The sequence below is a fragment of the Nocardia caishijiensis NBRC 108228 genome, assembly GCF_001612825.1.
GTDB lineage: Bacteria > Actinomycetota > Actinomycetes > Mycobacteriales > Mycobacteriaceae > Nocardia > Nocardia caishijiensis.
In genome coordinates, this window is the sequence record NZ_BDBE01000025.1 from 309523 (window position 1) to 328860 (window position 19338).

General features: G+C 68.3%; 16 protein-coding genes and 4 tRNA genes. 10 read left to right on the forward strand and 10 right to left on the reverse strand.

The features are described 5' to 3' along the window. Positions 1–36: 36 nt before the first annotated feature. From mraY to NC7_RS08320, 4 genes are all read right to left on the reverse strand, one after another. On the reverse strand, positions 37–1110 hold the full coding sequence (mraY, locus tag NC7_RS08305; RefSeq protein ID WP_067980955.1) for a phospho-N-acetylmuramoyl-pentapeptide-transferase: 1074 nt from the start codon (positions 1108–1110) through the stop codon (positions 37–39). Between the two features lie 150 nt (positions 1111–1260). After that, positions 1261–1335 (reverse strand) — tRNA-Val (locus NC7_RS08310). A gap of 1 nt (position 1336) precedes the next feature. Beyond that, a tRNA-Cys gene (locus tag NC7_RS08315) sits at positions 1337–1407 on the reverse strand. A 45-nt stretch (positions 1408–1452) separates the two neighbouring features. Next, positions 1453–1524, reverse strand: a tRNA-Gly gene (locus NC7_RS08320). Between the two features lie 327 nt (positions 1525–1851). Here NC7_RS08320 and NC7_RS08325 point away from each other — a divergent pair. Then, positions 1852–1926: transfer RNA gene (locus NC7_RS08325), tRNA-Val, on the forward strand. A gap of 202 nt (positions 1927–2128) precedes the next feature. On the opposite strand, the gene NC7_RS08330 is transcribed toward NC7_RS08325, so the two are convergent. Then, positions 2129–2962, reverse strand: coding sequence for a hypothetical protein (locus NC7_RS08330; protein ID WP_157101893.1), 834 nt, complete (start codon positions 2960–2962; stop codon positions 2129–2131). Between the two features lie 315 nt (positions 2963–3277). Continuing rightward, entirely contained in the window at positions 3278–4123 is an 846-nt protein-coding gene (locus NC7_RS08335) for a LysR family transcriptional regulator (RefSeq protein ID WP_067981279.1), read from the reverse strand. A gap of 151 nt (positions 4124–4274) precedes the next feature. Between NC7_RS08335 and NC7_RS08340 the strand changes: the two genes are divergently transcribed. The 5 genes from NC7_RS08340 (at position 4275) to NC7_RS08360 (ending at position 8569) form a co-directional block, all read left to right on the forward strand. After that, entirely contained in the window at positions 4275–4823 is a 549-nt protein-coding gene (locus NC7_RS08340) for a flavodoxin family protein (RefSeq protein ID WP_067981280.1), read from the forward strand. A 379-nt stretch (positions 4824–5202) separates the two neighbouring features. Further along, entirely contained in the window at positions 5203–6381 is a 1179-nt protein-coding gene (locus NC7_RS08345) for a ThiF family adenylyltransferase (RefSeq protein ID WP_084458164.1), read from the forward strand. Continuing rightward, the gene (locus NC7_RS08350; RefSeq protein ID WP_067980957.1) at positions 6378–7010 is read left to right on the forward strand and encodes a GNAT family N-acetyltransferase; all 633 of its coding nucleotides are present in this window, start codon (positions 6378–6380) and stop codon (positions 7008–7010) included. The genes NC7_RS08345 and NC7_RS08350 overlap by 4 nt, the downstream gene beginning before the upstream one ends. Positions 7011–7184: 174 nt before the next feature. Then, on the forward strand, positions 7185–8159 hold the full coding sequence (locus tag NC7_RS08355; protein ID WP_067980958.1) for a helix-turn-helix domain-containing protein: 975 nt from the start codon (positions 7185–7187) through the stop codon (positions 8157–8159). Positions 8160–8356: 197 nt separating this feature from the next. Beyond that, entirely contained in the window at positions 8357–8569 is a 213-nt protein-coding gene (locus tag NC7_RS08360; RefSeq protein WP_067980959.1) for a helix-turn-helix domain-containing protein, read from the forward strand. Between the two features lie 61 nt (positions 8570–8630). Here NC7_RS08360 and NC7_RS08365 read toward each other — a convergent pair whose 3' ends face one another. The 4 genes from NC7_RS08365 to NC7_RS08380 all read right to left on the reverse strand — a co-directional run bounded on the left by NC7_RS08365 (position 8631) and on the right by NC7_RS08380 (position 12869). After that, complete coding sequence (locus NC7_RS08365) at positions 8631–10001, reverse strand: cutinase family protein (RefSeq protein ID WP_084458171.1); 1371 nt, start codon at positions 9999–10001, stop codon at positions 8631–8633. Positions 10002–10147: 146 nt separating this feature from the next. Beyond that, positions 10148–10684: a TetR/AcrR family transcriptional regulator gene (locus tag NC7_RS08370; protein WP_067980961.1), complete on the reverse strand. Its 537-nt coding sequence runs from the start codon at positions 10682–10684 to the stop codon at positions 10148–10150. Continuing rightward, complete coding sequence (locus NC7_RS08375; RefSeq protein ID WP_159372858.1) at positions 10681–11520, reverse strand: alpha/beta fold hydrolase; 840 nt, start codon at positions 11518–11520, stop codon at positions 10681–10683. The genes NC7_RS08370 and NC7_RS08375 overlap by 4 nt, the downstream gene beginning before the upstream one ends. A gap of 92 nt (positions 11521–11612) precedes the next feature. Next, positions 11613–12869 (reverse strand): NAD(P)/FAD-dependent oxidoreductase, encoded by a 1257-nt coding sequence (locus NC7_RS08380; RefSeq protein WP_067980963.1) that lies wholly within the window; start codon positions 12867–12869, stop codon positions 11613–11615. 308 nt (positions 12870–13177) lie between these two features. Here NC7_RS08380 and NC7_RS08385 point away from each other — a divergent pair, with 308 nt between their 5' ends. From NC7_RS08385 to NC7_RS08400, 4 genes are all read left to right on the forward strand, one after another. Continuing rightward, positions 13178–14746 (forward strand): sugar porter family MFS transporter, encoded by a 1569-nt coding sequence (locus NC7_RS08385; RefSeq protein ID WP_084458173.1) that lies wholly within the window; start codon positions 13178–13180, stop codon positions 14744–14746. A gap of 156 nt (positions 14747–14902) precedes the next feature. Then, entirely contained in the window at positions 14903–16357 is a 1455-nt protein-coding gene (locus tag NC7_RS08390; RefSeq protein WP_084458175.1) for a hypothetical protein, read from the forward strand. A 92-nt stretch (positions 16358–16449) separates the two neighbouring features. Next, complete coding sequence (locus tag NC7_RS08395; RefSeq protein WP_067981283.1) at positions 16450–17706, forward strand: AAA family ATPase; 1257 nt, start codon at positions 16450–16452, stop codon at positions 17704–17706. Then, positions 17703–18911 carry a vWA domain-containing protein gene (locus NC7_RS08400; protein WP_067980964.1) on the forward strand — a complete coding sequence of 403 codons (1209 nt, stop codon included), beginning with the start codon at positions 17703–17705 and terminating at the stop codon, positions 18909–18911. Before NC7_RS08395 ends, NC7_RS08400 begins: the two co-directional genes overlap by 4 nt. Positions 18912–19338: the final 427 nt, after the last annotated feature.

Genomic DNA, 19338 nt, shown 5'->3' on the forward strand with positions numbered 1-19338 from the left:
CGCGTCAGCGTAGCGGCGAACACCGACAATGTTGTGTCACAGCGACGTCAGGTACTCGCTGTAGAACAGGCACAGCCCGGTCGCCGACGCGATGCCCGCCAGCACCCAGAACCGGATGATGACCGTCGTCTCGGGCCAGTTGTCGAGTTCGAAGTGGTGGTGGAACGGTGCCATCCGGAACAGGCGGGTGTGGGTGGTGCGGAAGACCACGATCTGCAGCACCACGGACATGATCTCGGCGACGAACAGTCCACCGAGCACCACCGCGAGCAGTTCGGTGTGGCTGGTGATCGAGAGCCCCGCCAGCAGACCGCCGAGGCCGAGGGAGCCGGTGTCGCCCATGAAGATCTTGGCGGGCGCGGCGTTCCACCACAGGAACCCGACGCAGGCCGCCGCGCCCGCCGCGCTCACCATCGCCAGGTCGAGGGGGTCGCGGACCGTGTAGCAGGCGCGACCGGGGGTGATCTCGCAGGAGTGGTCGTACTGCCACAGGGTGATCACCACGTACGCGCCGAGGGTGAGGGTCATCGACCCGGCGGCGAGCCCGTCGAGCCCGTCGGTGATGTTGACCGCGTTCGACCACGCGACCACCAGCAGCACGACGAACAGCACGAAGAACAGCGACGCGAAGGTGATGGTCGGGATGTCGCGCACGTACGACAGGTTGCGGCCCGCCGGGGTGAGGCCGGTGGCGCCGGGGAACCGCAGCACCAGCACCGCGAACACGACCGCCGCCGAGATCTGGCCGAGGTATTTGCCCGCCGCGGTGAGCCCGAGATTGCGGTGTTTGCGCAGTTTGATCGAGTCGTCGAGGAAGCCGACCACGCCCAGCGCCGAGGCGAGCAGCAGCACCAGAACGCCCGACGCGCTGGGACCCGGTGCGTCCCACAGTGTTCCGATCAGGTGCGAGCCCAGGTACCCGCCCCACACGCCCGCCCCGATCGCGAGACCGCCCATCGTCGGTGTGCCGCGTTTGGTGTGGTGGCTGGCGGGCCCGTCGATGCGGATCTCCTGCCCGAAGCCGCGCCGGGCGAATACCCGGATGAGCACCGGGGTGAGGGTGATGGTGATGAACAGGGCGGTGCCCGCCGACAACAGGATCTGTCTCACTGCGCCTCCATTCACCTGTCCCGCCAACCGCTGCGGCCCGGGCGGCGCCGTGCCGATCCTAGGGGAGCCGCCCAGGTCGCGGCGCGGGAGTGATCGGGGTTACATGCCTGGATACAGCAAGAAGGCCCCGGGAAACCCGGGGCCTTCTTGTGGTGCGCGATACTGGGATTGAACCAGTGACCTCTTCCGTGTCAGGGAAGCGCTCTCCCGCTGAGCTAATCGCGCGAGGTGGAGACGGGAATCGAACCCGTGTGCACGGCTTTGCAGGCCGTTGCCTCACCACTCGGCCACTCCACCGCGCAAAGGAGGATGGCATATTGCTATTGCCTAACCTACCTCTCGAGCGGATGACGGGATTCGAACCCGCGACCCTCACCTTGGCAAGGTGATGCGCTACCACTGCGCTACATCCGCATTCACACATCCAGAGGAGCTCGTCCCGGGGGCCTTGCTGCTCTCCGTGGTGCGATGAGAACATTAGCCGACGCGCGGCGAAGACTACAAATCGGCTGGTCAAACGGCATAAATGTGAATTACACGTGTGTTGTCCGAGTCCGCACGGGTAACCGGCGGCTGAATTCGGGTGGCCTGTCCGACCATGCGCCACCGCACCCGCGCGCCGACCGGCCCGAGGCGCCCCGAACTTCCCGTTCACAAGGCGATTTGGTGTCTCCCGGGTACCCCGTGCTAATGTTTCGTCTCGTTCGAGAGGCCGCACAAACAGCCCCTCGCAACCACCCCGGTCCTATAGCTCAGCGGGAGAGCGTCCGCCTCACACGCGGAAGGTCGCTGGTTCGAAACCAGCTAGGACCACCACAAAAAGTGCCGATCATTGCCGTAGAGGCGATGACCGGCACTTTTGCGTTATACGTGCACTAGCGCTGCGTGTGAGCGCGTGAGTACTGCCCACCCGGCCTCGGAGACGCGCGCCAGCGTCGTTGATTGGTGATTTGCATCACTGTGGCGGCAAGTTTCGCGATCATCCGTCGGATGGTGTCAATCCGGACAAGGAGTGCGTTTACTGCGGGGGTGAGGTGTTCCTGGCTGCGGTTGTGTTTCGGCGGGCGTCACGGGTGATCCGAATTGCTTGACCGAACATGCCCGCCGCAGTGATCAGCATTGCCAAGGACGGAACCCGGGTGAACAGGCTGGGCGCTACATCGAACACAGCGAGTACGCCGAGCAGCCCCACCAGCAATTGCAACGAGAACAACCCACCCGCCACAAATTGGGCCCGCTCTCGACGCATCGTGTCGGACAGCCTCGAGTGGTGCGCGGTGGCCGTGGCACCGTTCGCCAGCACCATGGTCGAGTCAGGCGCGGGTGTCGTTTCGGACTGCCAGAAGCGGGGGAATGCCTGGAGACCGCCTGTGAGGACCAGTACCGCGATACCGAACCCGATCGGCTTCCAACCGTCTGCAACTCCAGGCCGCGCCTCGGTGTGGGAACCCGGGACGGCGAGAGTCAGCCCCTGCGGGACCTCCAGGTCGGTAATAGCCTCGTGCACAGTTCTTCTCGCTGCCGCCGCATCGATGCCGGGCTCCATCTCGACCGGCATCAGGGCCGCACCGGTGTCGTGGTTGAACAGGTTTCCCCGGGGCGCGTCCACCGATCGGACTCCAGGGATCTTACGCAACTGCACGTAGATCGGGCCGATATCCGCAGTGGTGAGCGTTCGTGCCGACGACGACTCGATCAGCACGGCGACCTGCACATTGGTGGGAAACCCCGCTGCGGCCAACTGCGCGTCGACCGAATCACTCGACGAACTCGAACCACTCTGCGAGAGACCGAGTCCACCGGCCACGATCAGCGAGATGCCGCCCAGGATTCCCACCACGGCAACGATCATTCGAAAAGTCTTCACGCGTCCCCCGCCACATCAGCTCCGACAACGTCAGAGTCTAGTCAGCTGTTCGTCCACAGTTCGTGCGCGAGATCGATAACCCATGGCATCTGGCATCGCCCGTCGGTCCTGGCCGGGCCGGTCGGCGGGATCAGCGACAGTCGCGTGCTCACGGCCGGTCCGTGTCGTCGTGTCACCGCCCCGCGAGGATGCCGCCGGAAACGTCGAGGTAGGCACCAATGATCCAGCGTGCCGAATGCACTGTGATCTGTCCCATGGCGGCTTTGCTGATCGCATCTACCCGGGAAGGATCTTGATCTCTCAGGACTGGATTTCTGTCGCGAGGCGGACGAGTTCGGCCACCGCCCTGGACCTGCTGTGTGGTGGCCAGGAAATGACCGTCGTGACCGACGGAGCGTCCGACACCGGCACCGTCGCGTACGCATCACCCAGTTGGGCCCGCAGCGACTCCGGCACCAGCGCACACGCCCGACCGAGCCCGATCAGCTGGACCAGCTGGCTATAATTGCCGACCTGCGGGCCCGGACCGTCCGGAAAACTCCCATCCCGTCGCCGCCAGCGCACCAGCGGCAGATCCGGTAGCGCGGCGACCTCCGCCATCGACAAACCAGAACGAGCTGCCGCGGGATGCCCCGAGGGCAGCACGATGACCTGCCGCTCGGTGCACAGCTCCTCGGTGTCGAATCCGGACGTGGAATCGAACGGCCGATGCAGCAGGGCGAGGTCGGCGGACCCGTTGCGCAACAAGGTCTCCGGTTCCCCCGGTCCACACAGCACCACTTCGACGGGGACGGCACCTGGCTCGGCGGCGTACGCAGCCAACAGCGTCGACAACAGCTCGCTCGACGCTCCGGCCTTGGCGGCCAGCACGACACCCGGCCGGTCCACCGCGGCGCGGACAGTGCGCCGCTCGGCGGCCTCGACCGCGTCGAGCGCGACCCGCGCCTCCCGCAACAACACCGCCCCGGCCTCGGTCAACACGACCGCGCGCGGGGTACGCCGCAACAACACGGCGCCCAACCGCCGCTCGAGCCGCTGAATCGCCCGCGACAGCGGCGGCTGCGCCATGACGAGGCGTCGCGCCGCCCGTCCGAAGTGCAACTCCTCGGCGACAGCGACGAAGTAGCGCAACTCCCGGGTCTCCACGACCACCACCGTATCCGGTTACCACCAGGGACGATACCCCTGCGGTATCGCTGCCGACCCAGTCGGTATTGGCCGCGCCATCCGACGTCGTCGCAGCATCGAGGCGCGGTCACCACGACTGGTGGTCGTGTCACGGAAACAGGGAGAAACGATGGTCGACGTCGCAGTGATCTACTACAGCCGGACCGGCGGCATCAAAGGGCTGGCGACGGCCGCCGCCGAAGGCGCCGCCCACGCGGGTGCCGACGTGCGCCTGCTCGTGGCCGAGGAAGCGCACAACGACGACATGGAGTGGGCCGACGTCGTCCTGTTCGGGACGCCGAGCCACTACGGCACGATCGCCGCGGGACTCAAGGCGTTCATCGACGGCACCGGCGACCTGTGGCGAGCCGGTCGCCTCGCCGACAAGGTGTACGGAGCCTTCGTCTCCAGTGCCAGCACGCACGGCGGTCAGGAGACCACCCTGTCGACCTTCACGACGATCTTCGCCCACTGGGGCGGGATCATCGTGCCGCCCGGCTTCACCGCCTCGGTACCTGTCGCCGAACAGATGCGGTCGGGCAACCCGCACGGAGCCGGGCACGTGGCCGGTTTCGGCGATCCGCCCACGGAATTCGCCCTGGAGGCCGCCCGCTACCAGGCTGGGCGCGCGGTCAGGGTGGCCGCTCAGCTGACGACGACCGGCATCGCAGCGCAATGAAGGGCCGGTAGCCATCTCGATGCTGTCGTCACCGTGCGTTCGCCGGTGATCGGCTCGCCCGGACGGTGGGGGCGCCGTGGTCGCCGACTCGGCACACGCATCGTTCCGGGCGACCACCGACGAGCGCGGGTCGAGGTGAATACGCCGTACCGGCCGGTAGGGGCCGGTTCGCTATCCGCCGTGGCGGTCGCGGCGGCCCGGCGGCGGTCGTGCGAATTCCGTACGGATTGCCCGAATCCGGCCGGGATGCGACCGCGCCATGCCGAGGATTCCGAGATCTGTTTGCTGGAAGTGTGCTGTGTGTATCCTTTGCCCGTCCTGATCGGCAGAGGCGAGCGGGTATCCGTTCGGCTCAGGAGAGTCGGAGGTTTGTGCGCACATGGTTTCGCATCGCTCGGTTCCGCGTCCGGCGGTACTCACGCCCGGCGCTGCGACAACGCTGTACCGTCCCCTGCTGTTCGACGCGTCGAGTCCGGACGGACTCCGCGACCTGGAAGCGTTGGCGGCGTCGGGTGCCGTCGACGCGGTGCACGACACGATCGAAGAACAGCTCGACGAACTGATCCGCAGCGCGGACCCCTCGATCGCGCACTCCGCGGACTCACTGGCCACCGCACGTCACCGGATCGGTGGTGGGATCCCGCTGTGGCAGTGGGGAACCTGGGTGTTCTACCCGTGGAGCGGTCGACTGGTGCATGTGCTGCCACGTGAGGATTTCCAGCTGCTGCGAACCGATCGCAATCGCACCAAGATCGACCGGGCGCAGCAGCGTGACCTGCGGGGCCGTCGGATCGGGGTGGTCGGGCTCTCGGTGGGCAACAGCGCGGCCGTGACCCTGGCGATGGAAGGGGTCGGCGGATCGTTCCGGTTGGCCGACTTCGACACGGTCGGGCTGTCGAATCTGAACCGACTGCGGGCCGGAGTGGACGATCTGGGTGTCGCCAAAGCCGCACTGGCGGCACGGCAGATGTACGAGATCGACCCCTACCTCGACATCGAGATCTTCACCGGCGGGTTGACCGAGGAATCGATCGGCCCCTTCTTCGACGGAGCCGACGGCGGCGAACCGCTGGATCTGCTTGTCGAGGAATGCGACACGGTGTGGGCGAAGGTCGCCGCCCGGGAGTACGCGCGCGGCCGAGGGATCCCGGTCCTGATGGACGCCAACGATCGTGGCCTGCTCGACGTGGAGCGTTTCGATCTCGAACCCGACCGTCCGCTGCTCCACGGCCGTATCGGTGCGGCGACCTCGGCCGATGTCGCGCGGATGAATCGAGGCGAACTGCTCACATTACTGCTCACCATGGTCGACGAAGAGCGCCTCAGCCCCGCGATGCGCCACGCCATCGGTGCGATCGGCACCACCCTGTCGAGCTGGCCGCAACTCGCGTCCGGGGTGATGCTCGGGGGTGCGCTGGTGGCGGACACGGCGCGCCGGATCCTGCTCGGCGAACTGATCCCGTCCGGACGAACCTATGTCGACCTCGACGAACTCGTCCCGGCGCTGGATCGACAGCTCTCGCCGGAATTCGCGCGGGTGATGGAGGCGGCCCGGTGACGATCGATGTGCGCAATGTGGAACTGCTCGGCGCGCGACTGCGATTGCGGGAGCTGCGGGCCGAGGATCTCGACGTCTACCAGCGGATCTTCACCGACCCGGAACTGACGCGCTACATGGGCACCGACAGCATGGGCGTCCAGGCGGCCGCCGCGTCGTTCGACGCCGCCGTGCGCTCCCGAGGGGAGGCGCCGCGGCGCAAGTACACCCTGGCGATCACCGCGCCGGGGGAGGACACCATGGTCGGCACGATCGGGCTGTTGGTCGAGGACTACGGCAGCAACGCGATGATCGGCGGCCTGGTCGTCGTGCCGGAAGGGTCGCTGCGGGCGGGCGGCATCGAGGCGGGCAGACTCATGGCCGCCTTCGCGTTCGGGCCGCTCGGGATCCACCGGGTGTGGGCGGGACACCGGCACGATCACCCGGTGATGGACACGGTGATGGCGGGAGTGGGCTTGACACCGGAAGCGCGGCTGCGGCAGCTCTACCGGACCCAGGGCCGGTGGCGGGACGTGTGCACCTATGCCGCGTTGCGACCGGAATGGGCTGCGACAGCGACCGCCGCCGAACGTCGGATCCTCGCCTCGCGGCCCGCCGAGGCACGGGAGCACGCCGTCGCCGGTCGGTGAAAACCATTGCGCGACCTTGCCGAATCGGGCTCCGGACTCGCCGCGGCGCGATAGCATCGCCGACAACAGGCCCCGTGCAATCACCCTTGCCCGAATTGCCACCACCCGATGCGCGCAGCGGCCGGCGACGGGAGGGACTCCACCGCCGGCGAGGATCCGAAGTGGAGATCACCGATGGCAGTGCTGATCGACTCCGACTACTTCACGCCCGCGGACCGGCGGGAAGCGGTCACCGCCATCCTGCAGGAAGCCGACATCGGGGCGAATCTGCGGATGTGGGATTCGCCCGCCGAAGTGGTCAGCAGGCACCAGGCCTGGGTGCTCGGTCCGATCGCGCTCACCCGCTCCGAGGTGTCCGGTCACCAGGTCTGGCGCACGCGGCGGCACGAACGGATCACGCCGAGCGACACATTGACGGTCACGGTGCAGAACGGGCAGGTCCGCAGGCACGAACAATTCGGAGCACAGACGCTGATCGAACCCGGTGCCTGCGAAGTGATCGACCTGGCGACCACCTTCGCCTCGGGCTGGCACGGGCTCGGTGGAACGCTGTGCCTGCAGCTTTCGCGTGAGCGCCTCGGTATCTCCGCGGAAACAGTTGTCGGCGCGCACGGTCGGCTGGCGGCGTCGCCGCTGTATCCCATGGTCACGGCGCAGATCCAGCATCTCGTGCGGATCGCCGACGAGCTCGAAACCGATCCGGCGGCCGCCTCGGTGGGCGAGTCCTGCCTGGAAATGGTTCGGGCGCTCCTGATCTCGGCGGCGGGGCGCGGGCCGGGTGACGGCGGCGCCATCCCCGAGCAATTACTCATCGAGCAGATCCTCGGGTATGTGCGGACACACCTGTCCGATTCGACCATGAAGATCCCCGAGATCGCCGCCGCCAACAACATCTCGGTCCGGCACCTGTACAAGGTGTGCGCCCAGTCCGGGATCAGTCTCGAGCAGTGGATCATCGAGCAGCGCCTGGTCCGGGCTCGCGACATGCTGGTCGACAAGGGCTATGCTCACCGTTCGATCGGCGCGGTGGCCGGTGCCGTCGGCTTCCGTGACGCCGCGCATTTCGCCCGGCGATTCCGCGAGGCGTTCGGCATGACGCCACGTGATTGGCGCCGCAGCGCCACCGATCCGGACAACTCGCCGAAGTAGTCGAGACGGCGGCCGAGTGCACGCACGTTTGTGCGTGCACAGTCAGTGGCCGTGCAGTCACAGACTCCTTCGCGGGTGGATTCCCCGATACCTTTCGAATGTGGCTGCGCGAGACAGCATTAGGAGTACGAGTGTTCGCTGATGGACACCCGTGCCGATGCGGTCCGTGCCGAGGGCATCGAGAGAGAGGGGAGACCATGTCGGCGATCGGCAAAGCGATTCGGGCGGCAAGGATGGCCTCCGGTTTCACCCAGGCGGAGTTGGCCGACTGGATCGGAATCGCGGACGGGAATCAGATCAGCCGTTGGGAACGTGGTGTGGTGACACCGAGTGCCGACAATGTCGGCGAGTTGTCGAGAGTTCTCGGGGTACGACTCGACAACTCGGTCGGCGACGCGGTGTCGTGCTGATCTGACCGCCGGTGCGTCGGCTCGGATCGAGCCGACGCACCGGTGAGTGTTTCGTCCGAGGCTACGAGGTGACCTGGGAGCTCAAGTAGTTCAGCAGGATCCGGACATCGTCGTCGTAGTCGATATGGGCGCGGGAGGCGTAGAAGTTGGCCATGTCGGCGCCTTGGCGGGCCAGTTGGAGGAGTTCGTCGGCGGTGGTGGGGTCCGCGAGACTGAGCAGGGTTCGAGTGGTCGCCGGAAGATCGGCGCGGATGCCTCCGGCGACGGGACCGAGCACGGAACCCGTGAGGTCGGCGCCGGTGGCAGCCACGGAAGCCAGCTCGGCGGCGGCGCCGACAGGGTCGTCACGGTCCAGGAATTCGACCGCACGCCAGAGGCCTTCCTGCAAGCGCCCGGCCCTGTCGGCCACGCTCAGCAGATCTATCCGCGCGAAGGCGTCGGCGATGACACCGATACCCGCGCTCCGGCCGGTCGGGTCCACAGCGGCGGCCGCGCGGATGACCTGAGCGACCAGGACGCGGTCCACCTCCGTGGCGGCCTCGACCAAGGGGGACAACGCCGCGTTCACAGCGTTCGCGGTCCGGTGCGCACCGCGAATATCACCCGCCGAGACCAACTCCGGGAGGCGGGTCAGGTTGTCCAGAATGGTCGGCAGGTTCGCCGCGGTGGCGGTCCAGCCCGCACCCATGGTGACCGCCTGGGCGATCAGGCTGCCCGAATCCACCGTGGCGGGAACGTAGTCGGCGATCGGGGTGGCGTCACCGCTCAACACCCGACCGACCACGGCGAGGAACGGTGACGTGGCGGCATCGAGAGAGCAGTACAGGTCGCCGTCGGCACACAACGTGCGGACGCGCTCGGTCAACGCGCCGAAATCCCGGTCACGCGATCCGGCGATGCCGTAACCGGGCTGCGGATCACCCAAGGAGAGCGTGGTATTCGGATCGCGATGCGGATCCGCCAGCAGCCCGACACCCACCACCCGATCGGCCTCGACAGGGCCGTCGCCGTGGCCGATCTCGGTGGCGAGATCACCGATACCGTCCGCACCCTGGCTGTATCCGGCCAGAATCACCCGCGTCGAATCGCACAGCCCACGAAGAATGCGATCCACACGGGACTCGAGGGTGCTCAGCGACTCCGCGTAGCTCAAGCCCAGATCGAAAGCGCTTGCGGCATACGGGACGTAGAGCACCGTGATGTCATCGCCGTATTGCTGACGCAGGCCGTCACCGACGGGCCGCAACATCCCCACGGGAACCTCGGGATCGGCGTCCGGAGTGGTCTCCCACGTCCCCGGCGCGAGAAGAGCCGTGTACGGGGTGCACGGCGGGGCATCGACCGTGTCCGCGCGCACTACGCCGACCGTCGCGGACCCGACCGCGATCATCGTGGCGACCACTGTCGCGGTGGATCTCGACAACCTGTTCATCGTCCAATTCCTCTGTTGCCGAAGGGGATTCGAGACGGTGCTGAATCACGCCGAACTGTTGTGACCAATTCTCGCCACCCGAGCGGGTTTACGGCGACGCTTTCAGACACAGTTTTATTTCAGATTGTGTCGTCGGGGTGCCGCTGTCAGCGCTCGGCCAACCTGAGCAGCGCGGCACGCAGGTCGGTGCGGGGGGCGTCGGCGTCGAGTTCCTGCAGGGCGGTTTCGGCGATCGCCGCGATGAGCAGGACGGCGACCGAGTGCGGGTCGGGCCAACCGATCGCGGTCAGATCCTCGGCGGCGATGTCGGCGGCCAGGGCGTTGCGGCGCGCGACTTCGCCACCCAGACCCGCATCGGTACGTGCCTGGACCAGTAGGGCTTTGGTCGCCGGGTCCGCCAGGCAGCCGTCGAGATACACCTCGATCCCGGCGCGCAGACGTTCGACGCCCGGCGGCACGTCGGCGATGGCGGCCCGGACCCCGGCGAAGAGAGTGTCGTGGAACTCGCGATGCACGGCGAGCAGGAACTCGTCACGGCTCGGCCAGTGCTGGTAGAAACTGCCCTTGGCCATGCCGGCACCGGCGGTGATGGCGTTGACCGACACCTTGCTCAGGTTCTCGCTGCCCAGCAGAACGCGGCCCGCGTCCAGCAGGGCACGTCGCCCCGGTTCGGGAGATCTCATCGGTTCACCTCGCTGTGGGCACGCAGAAACGGCGTCACCGTATCGAGGAACAGTCGCGGTGCCTCGCAGAAAGGTTCGTGGCGGGTCGGCAACACCGCGACCTCGGCGTCCGGCAGCGCTTCGGCGAGACCGTGACGATTGAGGGGGAGCGGGTTGATCGGATCGTTGCGGCCCCACACGACCTGGACGGGGCGGTCGATGGGCAACGGACCGTTCGCGGTCAGATCGAGATCGGGATCGGCGATGGTCGCCCACAACCGTCGGTACACCGCCAGGCGATCCGCGTTGTCGCGTACCGCGCGCGCACGTTCGAGAACCGGACGCACCGATCCGCGATCGGGCGGGCCGAGGTAGAGGCGTGCGGCTGGGCCAACCGTGCGCGCGGCGACCGCACCCGCCGACATGAATCGAGCCATCGCCCGCACGATGATTCCGTGCGGCACGAACCCGGCGGGCTGCACGAGAACAGCGGCCCGCACATGCTCGGGTTCGCGTTCGGCCAGCCGCGCGGCGGCGTAACCGCCGACACTGTTGCCGATCACGACGACTTGCCCGAAACCGTGCTCGACGCGCAGCACGTCGAGCACGCGGCTCGCGATCACCGGCAGCGCCGACGTGCGCAGCGCCGAGGGGTCGGTCACCGGCGAATCGCCGAACCCCGGCCAATCGAGCGCGGCCACCGGCCAGCGTTCGCCCAACGTCGGCGTGACAGCGGCGAAATCCCGGTGGTCCCCGGGATTGGCGTGCAGGAGAAGCAATCCTGTTCCCGACCCGGGATCCCGTCCACTGAGGTGCACGGCCACTGTGCCGTAGTCGGTCTCGATCGCCACCCGCATGTTCCACTCCGATCGCTCTGCTTCGAGAATAGGCATGACCGACCGGTCGGTCAACGCGAGATGCACGGGGAGGCGGAGGGTTTCGTCGGCTGTCAGCCGTGCAGGAATTTGTGGACGAGCATCACCGCCATGGAACCTTCGCCGACAGCGGCGGCGACCCGGTGGCCGGTGAAGGCGCGGACGTCGCCTGCCGCGAAGACGCCCGGAACGGTGGTTTCCAGGTGCAGGGGTGGGCGTCGCAGGGGCCAGCGGCGCGAGTCGTCGGCGATGTCGGGGCCGGTGAGCAGGTAGCCGTGGGTGTCGCGGGCGAAAGCGGGGCCGAGCCAGGCGGTGGCGGGATCGGCGCCGATGAAGGCGAACACCCAGGTGGCGGGGACTTGCTCCAGCTCACCGGTACTCCGGTCGCGCAGGGTGAGTTGTGCGAGATGGGTCTCGCCCGCTGCCGCGGCGATCTCGGTGTCGGTGCGGACCTCGATGCGTGGGTTCGCGCGGATCTGCTCGACGAGATAGGCCGACATCTCGGCGGCGAGGGAAGGTCCGCGAACCAGCATGATCACCCGGGTCGCGGTTTCGGCGAAGTAGATCGCCGCCTGCCCGGCCGAGTTCGCCCCACCGACGATGTACACCACCGACCCGGTGCACAGCGGGGCTTCGGTGAGCGCCGAGAAGTAGTACACCCCGCGCCCGGCGAATTGCTCGATACCCGGTGCGTCGAGGGTGCGGAAGGTGGCGCCGGTCGCGACGATCACCGATCTCGCCGACACCGCGAGGCCGCCCGAGCAGCGCACGGTGAAACCGTTCGCGGTGACCGCCAGTTGTTCCGCGGCGGAACTGATCACCAGCTCGGCGCCGAATTTTCCCGCCTGCCGCCGAGCCCGGTCGGTGAGCTGGGCGCCGGAGATGCCGTCGGGAAAGCCGAGATAGTTCTCGATGCGGGAACTGAGTCCGGCCTGCCCGCCGATCGCCCACCGCTCGAGCGCGACTGTGCGCAGCCCCTCCGACGCACCGTAGACGGCGGCCGCCATGCCCGCCGGTCCGCCGCCGACGATCACCAGGTCGTAGTCGTCCGAACTGGGCGCCGTGTGCAGGCCGACCCATCGCGCGAGCTGTGCCTCGTCGGTGGGCCGCAGGGCCCGGCCGTCGGAGTCGATCAGGACGGGGGTCTCCCCGGTGTCGAAGCCGTGCGCGGTCAGCAGCCGCCGCCCCTCGGGGTCGTCGGGCCGAACCCAGCGGCAGTCGATGTCGTTGCGCCGGAGGAAGGTGCGGATCGCCGCGCAGGCGGGTGACCACAGGTCGCCGACGACGGTCAGCGCCGGTGTTCCTGGCTCGTCTGGCGAGGTAGGGGCCATTTCTCGAGGGTAGTCCCGGGGTGTGCCGGTGCGGCCGATCCAACCAACACCCGTCGCTTCGATGACGTCGGCATCACAGAACAGCCGAGATCGGGTATCGAACTCCGCTCGGTGAGCACATCGACGTTTGCCCGAAGTTCGCGGTATCGCCGGTGGATTCGGCCGGTCCGCGCACTGACGGGGCTTCCAGCAGTATGAACAAGGGTTGTTCGAGGCATCCGAAGGTCTCGTTTTCGGTGTCACCGGAATTTGCCGGGCTCGACTACTGTGCAGGAACCGATCTGCTCCTTCTGCAGCCGAGGTGGGACATGACGAAACCGGGATCAGGATCGAATCTGCCCGACCGGGGCGTGGGTGACGTCTTGACGCCGCCGTCGGGTAGCCGCAAGCTCGGCCCGGCGGACCACCTCGTACAGCCGCAGGGTGACATCGAGATCAAGACGCCGAACACGGTTCCGGTCGACTCCCGCAGGGTCACCGTGAACCCGGTGAACGAACCCGTCGACACCGAGGACGCCGCCCACACGGCGATGCGGTCCAAGATCAAGCGATTCGTCCTCACCGTGGTGATCATCGCCGCGCTCGGCGGTGCGCTGTTCGGCTACGACACCGGCGTCATCTCCGGTGTGCTCGTGTACCTGACCCCCGATTTCGGGCTGAGCCCCACCCAGGTCGGTGTCATCACCAGTTCGCTGCTCGTCGGCGCCGCCATCGGATCGTTGACCGGTGGCTGGATGGCCGACAGGTTCGGGCGGCGGATGACCTTGCTGTTCGCCGCCGCGCTGTTCTTCGTCGGCGCGTTGGCCCAGGCGGTGAGCCCGAACCCGACGTTCATGATCGTCACCCGGCTGCTGCTCGGGGTGGCGGTCGGTACGGCGTCGCTGGTCGTGCCGATGTACGTCTCCGAGATCGCGCCCGCCACCTACCGCGGCCGCCTGGTGTCGATGAACAGCCTGATGATCGCTTCGGGGCAGTTGCTCGCCTACATCATCAACGCGCTGCTCGCGCCGACCGCGAACTGGCGCCTGATGCTGGCCATGGCCGCGATTCCGGCGATCGCGCTGTTCGCGGGCATGCTGTTCATGCCCGACTCGCCCCGCTGGTACCTGAAGCAGGGTCGCGAGGACGACGCGCGAAAAGTGCTGCGACGCTCGTACTTCCCGGAGAACGTCGAACCGACGATCACCGCGATCGAGCAGGCCGACCAGGCCGACCGCGCGGTGAAGGCGAGCCTGCGCGATCAGCTGCGCAAGCCCAAGGTGCGTGCCCTGTTCTGGACCGGCGTGGGGTTGGCGCTCATCCAGCAGTTCGTCGGTGTCAACACCGTTGTCTACTACGCGCCGTCCACGCTCACCCAGGCCGGGCTCGGCGACTCCAGTGCGGTCACGTCCTCCATCGGCATCGGGGTCGGCGCGGTGCTCGGTGTGATGACCGGCATGAGCCTGGTCGATCGGATCGGCAGGCGCCCGACGATGTTCATCGGTATGGCGGTGATGATCGTCGCCCTGGTGGCCATGGCCGCGGCCGAACGTCTGCTGCCGAACGAACCGGCCTCCGGGTACATCCTGCTGGCGATGATGATCGTCTACATCGGCTCGTTCCAGGTCGGTGTGGGTGTGCCGACCTGGTTGCTGCTGTCGGAGATCTTCCCGGCGCCGATCCGGTCGGTGGCCATGTCGATCACCACGTTCCTGGTGTGGGCGGGCAACTTCGTCGTGTCGCTGGTGTTCCCGCCGCTCGGTGATCTGTGGGGCCCGTCGACGATGTTCCTGATCTTCGCCGTGATCGGTGTCGTGTCGGTGATCTTCTGCTACCGGCGGGTGCCCGAGACGAAAGGTGTTTCGCTGGAACAGATCACGGCGGTCGCCGAGAGCTGAGCGTCCGGCTCGGCCGCTGCTCGCGCTTGTCGAGTGGCCTCGGATTGTGCATACTCGGCTGATGACCACTAGTGGAAAGGGCGTCCTCCGCCCGGGCCGTTGAGCCCCTCGCCGGTTCTCGTACCGGCTTCCTCCTTACTGGATTCCCGTCTCGACATGTGGGCACGGGTACGCGAATTCGCTGTTCCGCCGACCATGATCAACCTGGCCACCACGCGTCGCGCGGTCGGTGACTTGGCGGGTGCCTGTGCCGCCGCGCACGTCGATGTCGACATCGATCTGGGTGCGCTGGCGCGTGGGCACGGCCGCGAACTCGTCGCGCGAGTCCACGACGACCTGCGGCACCTGGCCCCGGATCTGCTGCGCTGGCACCTGCCGAGAGTCGCGCCCGACGGCTTGCTCCGGCCGGGCCTGACGATGACACTGGCCCGATATCCGAGCGAAAGCCCCGGTGCTGGACAAGGATTCGTGCACCTGGTCGTGCGCACGGCACCCGCATGGGCCGATGCCGGGCAGCGCGTCAGCCTCGCGGTGTGGGACGGTGGCACCGGCGCCACGCATTCGCACCCGCATCCGCGACCGAATCGTCGCTACCGGCTCGACCTGCACCGCCACCTGTGGGACGCCCGGCGTGCGGGGGAACTGGCCCGCCGTTGCGGAGGTCTTTCGACGCTCATCGGACCAAGTGCCGCAACGGAATTCGTCGCAGGTGAAACTGCCGAATCGTTCGCGGATCCCGTTCCGGCGCACTGCGCGGTCGAGCGATGGGCCGAGGAAGCAGCCCTGCTGCTGAGCGCCGAGCGGGGTACGTCGCACACCGATGCGGCGCTGGTCGCCGTCAGATTAGGGGCGCGACGGCAGCGGGTGATCGAGGTGGTTCGCCAGCCCCCGGCGTCTTCGCCCGGCGCGGTGCCGCCTGGGCAAGGCCGCACCCCGGCACCGCGATTCGTGGCCGACTACCCGCGCGGTGCGCTGACGGCCCTGCCGATCCTGCCCGATGCCGCCACCTGGACACTGCCCGACCTGGAGCTGTTGCGCGCGGGTGCCATCACCGTCGACCGGCTCCATCCCCTCGTCGCCGAGTCGCTCGCCCCGGACGGGACTCGCCCACTCACCCGATCGGGGAACGCGCCCCGGCAGGCGCACATCGTCGAATGCCGAGGCGAGGTCCATCGGATCGGTGTCGTGAACGGCGTGCTCAGCGCTCTCGATCACGACCCGGCCGAGATCAGACGGGAGGAACTCCTGGTCGCGCTGACCGGTGTCGCGCTGCCGTGCCTGCGGGTCATCGACGAGGCGCATCGTCGGCCCGACTGGATCAGCGGCGTGCGTGAACGTCTCGACCACGGCGACACCGAGGGAGCCCTGGCCGTCGTCGAGGGCCTGCTCGGAACCGGTGCCGAGCTGCGGGACGGACCGCTGCGCGACGCCCTCGCCGCGGCGGCCGACCGTCGGGTCACCTACGGCCGGTACCGATCCGAGACCGCCACCCACGACGCGCCCCGTCACGTCGCCGACCGTCTGCGCCGGGCCGGGCTCCGCTACGGGCACGACCGCAAGCTGCTCCAGCGCCTGGCCCGGCACGAGAACCGCCGCCGCGTCGTCTCCTGAGCCTGCCCCGTCGGGCACGCATCCGATTCCTCCCACACCCGAGGTGATTCATGACTGTGCACTTTTCCGATCTGTCCCCCCGATTCGCCGCCATGCCCGCGGACCCGCCCGGTCCGGCCGAACTGCGAGAATCCCGGCCGCACAACGCCACCCAGCTCGACGTCGCCGACGAACTCCTGACCCTGCTCGGCCGCACCACCACCGAAGCCCGCCGCAACCCGCAACTCGAGGCGCTCACGCTCGCCGTCGCGGCCGACCTGCCGGTGCTGCTGTGGGGTGAACCCGGGATCGGCAAGACCGCCGCGCTCACTCAGCTCGCCGACTCCCTCGACCTGCCGCTCACCACGGTGATCGCGAGTGTGCACGAGCCGTCGGACTTCTCGGGTCTACCGATCCCCGGCGCCGACCCGGCCGTCGACGGAGTCCCGATGGCACCGCCGGACTGGGCGGTGCGGCTCGCGCACACCGGACGCGGTCTGCTGTTCCTGGACGAACTGTCCACCGCGCCACCGGCCGTGCAGGCGGCGTTGCTGCGCCTGGTGCTCGAACGGCGGGTCGGCGCGTTGCGACTGCCCCCGGGAGTGCGCATCGTCGCGGCCGCCAACCCGAGGTCCTCCGCCGCCGACGGATGGGAACTCAGCCCGCCGCTGGCCAACCGGTTCGTGCACCTGCGATGGACCCATGATCCGGACGTGGTCGTTCGCGGTCTCGGGGGAACCTGGCCCGAGGCGACCCTGCCGCGCCTCGACCCCGACGAGCTCCCGGCGGCCGTCGCTTTCGCTCGCAGATCGGTGTGCGCCCTGCTCACCGCGCGCCCCACCCTCGCCCATCAGCTGCCGACCACCGAAACCCGGCGTGGTGGGGCGTGGGCCTCCCCGCGCAGCTGGGAGATGACGATGCGGCTGATCGCGTTCGCCACCGCGGCCGGTGCCGACCGTGAGGTGCTCGCGCAGCTGATCCGAGGCACCGTCGGCGACGGACCCGGCTTCGAACTGCTCACCACCATGGACCGGATGGACCTGCCCGACCCCGAAACCCTGCTCGCCGACCCGTCCGCCGCCGACCTGCCCGAGCGCGGCGATCTACGGCAGGTGGTGCTGGACGGCGTCGTCGCGGCGGTCCGGCGCAACCCGGATCGGTCCAGATGGGACGCCGCCTGGGCACTGCTGGTGCGGGCCGTCCGGACGGGCGCCCCAGATCTGGTCGTCGTGCCCGCCACCACCCTGGCCGCCCTGCGCCGTGACGACTGGGTGGTACCCGCCGCGATCGAGGAACTCGCCGGTGTGGTGTCGATCTCGCGACGCGCGGATCAGGCGGCGGCCCGCGTCGCGGCGAAGGCGGCCCGATGAGCATGGACATCGACAAGCTCTACGCGGCTCGCCTGCACGCCGTGCGGGCCAGGCCCTACCTGGCGACCGCGCTGTTCGCGCTGCACCTCGTCGAATCGCGGCAGGTACCGACCATGGGTGTGGACCGGTACTGGCGGTGTTATGTCGCACCGGGTTTCGTCGACCGCACACCGGTCGAGGAACTGGCATCGGTGCTCGTCCACGAGGTCTCACACCTGCTGCGCGAACACCACGACCGCAGCCGACGTTTCGCGCGCGCACACGATCTGGACGGACCGGCCGAGCAACTGCGCCGCAATATCGCCGCCGACGCCGAGATCAACGACGACGCCTTCGGCGACGGCCTCGTCGTGCCCGAGGGGGCGGTCACGCCCGCACGGCTCGGCCTGGCCGAGGGGAAACCGATGGAGGTGTACCTGCGCCAGTTCCGGCTCGGCCGCCGGACCGAGGACATGGCCTGGCTCGACTGCGGCAGCGGTGCCGACGGGACGGACCGCTCCTGGGACCTCGGGCCCGATGGTGCCGCCGGGCTCGACACCCAGGAACGCGACGCGGTGCGTTTCCGTGTCGCCCAGGCCATCATCGGCCGTCCCGGCGACGCGCCAGCGGGCTGGCGACGCTGGGCCGACGACGCGCTGCACCCACCGCAGCCCTGGCGTGATCTGCTCGGTGCCGCATTGCGCTCGGCGGCGACCGCGGCCGGTACGGGCGCCGACTACCGCTACGGGCGACCGGCCAGGCGCGCGGCGAGCCTGCCCGGCGTGGTGTTGCCGAGTTTGCGTCGCACACCACCCCGAGTGGGGGTGATCATCGATACCTCGGGATCGGTCAGCGATGACGAATTGGGCAGTGCCCTGCTGGAAGTCGCGGCGATCACCCGTGCCCTCGGTGGCCGTCACGACCTGCTGACCGTGTGGTCGTGCGACGCGGCCGCCCGCATCGCCGACCCCCTGTGCCGCGCGGAGGGAATCACGTTGATCGGCGGCGGTGGCACCGACCTGCGGGCCGGTTTCACCCGGGCGCTGCGGACCCGACCGGACGTTGTCGTCGCACTGACCGACGGACAGACACCGTGGCCGTCGGCCCGCCCGTCCTGTCGCACCGTCGTCGGCCTGTTCCGTCGCGAGCGCACTGTGTCCGAACACGACCCGTACTACGCGCCCGACCGTCCGCCCGCCTGGGCGAGAGTGGTCCAGATCGGCTGAGGTTGCCGAGTCGTCGCCCAGCAGCCACATGCGCTGTGGCACACATCACAGTTGCGTCGCAATTCGGTCCAGAACCTTTTCACGAGCTTGGGTAAGTCTTTACTATTGATCCGGCCCGTTTCCGAGGGCTCTTCTCACAGCTCAGTTTCTGTTGCCAGTGCATGTTCGACCGATGAACCGGACGCCTCGCCGCGCCCGGCGAAGGAGAATGATGGCTACCGACAATGGTTCGGGCGTTGTGAATTCTACGCTGCCGCACGCTGTTACGGCCGTCCATCGGGCGGTGACCGGACCGGGCATTCGTGCGCGCACCGGGTGCGCGGGGTCGGCATCCGCCGGTGGCCGGGTTGGGTAGTTCGGCACACTGATAGCGAATTGCTGTGGGCCACAACACTATGGCCGCCCGATTATGGCCACTCCCACTGTT

Excerpts from the sequence above, each read along its gene's own strand:
- NC7_RS08385 (WP_084458173.1), top strand. The coding sequence starts at position 13,178 with ATGACGAAACCGGGATCAGGATCGAATCTGCCCGACCGGGGCGTGGGT.
- NC7_RS08395 (WP_067981283.1), top strand. The coding sequence starts at position 16,450 with ATGCCCGCGGACCCGCCCGGTCCGGCCGAACTGCGAGAATCCCGGCCG.
- NC7_RS08400 (WP_067980964.1), top strand. The coding sequence starts at position 17,703 with ATGAGCATGGACATCGACAAGCTCTACGCGGCTCGCCTGCACGCCGTG.
- NC7_RS08380 (WP_067980963.1), bottom strand. The coding sequence starts at position 12,869 with ATGGCCCCTACCTCGCCAGACGAGCCAGGAACACCGGCGCTGACCGTC.
- NC7_RS08340 (WP_067981280.1), top strand. The coding sequence starts at position 4,275 with ATGGTCGACGTCGCAGTGATCTACTACAGCCGGACCGGCGGCATCAAA.
- NC7_RS08370 (WP_067980961.1), bottom strand. The coding sequence starts at position 10,684 with ATGAGATCTCCCGAACCGGGGCGACGTGCCCTGCTGGACGCGGGCCGC.
- NC7_RS08360 (WP_067980959.1), top strand. The coding sequence starts at position 8,357 with ATGTCGGCGATCGGCAAAGCGATTCGGGCGGCAAGGATGGCCTCCGGT.
- NC7_RS08390 (WP_084458175.1), top strand. The coding sequence starts at position 14,903 with ATGTGGGCACGGGTACGCGAATTCGCTGTTCCGCCGACCATGATCAAC.
- NC7_RS08345 (WP_084458164.1), top strand. The coding sequence starts at position 5,203 with ATGGTTTCGCATCGCTCGGTTCCGCGTCCGGCGGTACTCACGCCCGGC.
- NC7_RS08375 (WP_159372858.1), bottom strand. The coding sequence starts at position 11,520 with ATGCGGGTGGCGATCGAGACCGACTACGGCACAGTGGCCGTGCACCTC.
- NC7_RS08355 (WP_067980958.1), top strand. The coding sequence starts at position 7,185 with ATGGCAGTGCTGATCGACTCCGACTACTTCACGCCCGCGGACCGGCGG.
- NC7_RS08365 (WP_084458171.1), bottom strand. The coding sequence starts at position 10,001 with ATGAACAGGTTGTCGAGATCCACCGCGACAGTGGTCGCCACGATGATC.
- NC7_RS08330 (WP_157101893.1), bottom strand. The coding sequence starts at position 2,962 with ATGATCGTTGCCGTGGTGGGAATCCTGGGCGGCATCTCGCTGATCGTG.